Source organism: Vibrio sp. HI00D65 (genome assembly GCF_001635455.1).
In the GTDB taxonomy this organism is placed as follows: Bacteria; Pseudomonadota; Gammaproteobacteria; order Enterobacterales; family Vibrionaceae; genus Vibrio.
Window position 1 is genome coordinate 1 of the sequence record NZ_LWEH01000039.1, and the last position, 375, is coordinate 375.

Sequence of the window (375 nt, forward strand, 5' to 3'; positions counted from 1 at the left end):
AACCTACGCTGCCCGTTTGGCATTGGCGGAGAAGCAGGGGCTAACGCAAGTATTCGTTACATCGAACGCATGTTGAACGATGATGAGTCTGGCATCATGAAGCCAGCTGCAATGATCGTTGAGCCCGTACAGGGTGAGGGCGGTGTGATTCCAGCTCCTGCGTCTTGGCTACAAGGCTTGCGTCGCATCTGTGACGAACACGGTATCCTACTGATTTTTGATGAAATTCAGTGTGGTGTCGGTAAAACTGGTCATCGATTCGCGTTTGAAGAGTCGGGCGTTAACCCTGATATCTTGTGTCTGTCTAAAGCGATCGGTGGTGGACTTCCAATGTCATTGCTTGTGTTTGATAAGAGTATCGACACTTGGAAAGCT

At 49.6% G+C, this 375-nt stretch carries 1 protein-coding gene; it reads left to right on the plus strand.

Annotated features, from left to right (window positions below):
- On the plus strand, window positions 1-375 hold a 375-nt coding region (locus tag A3712_RS06575; protein WP_157618711.1), incomplete at both ends, for an aminotransferase class III-fold pyridoxal phosphate-dependent enzyme.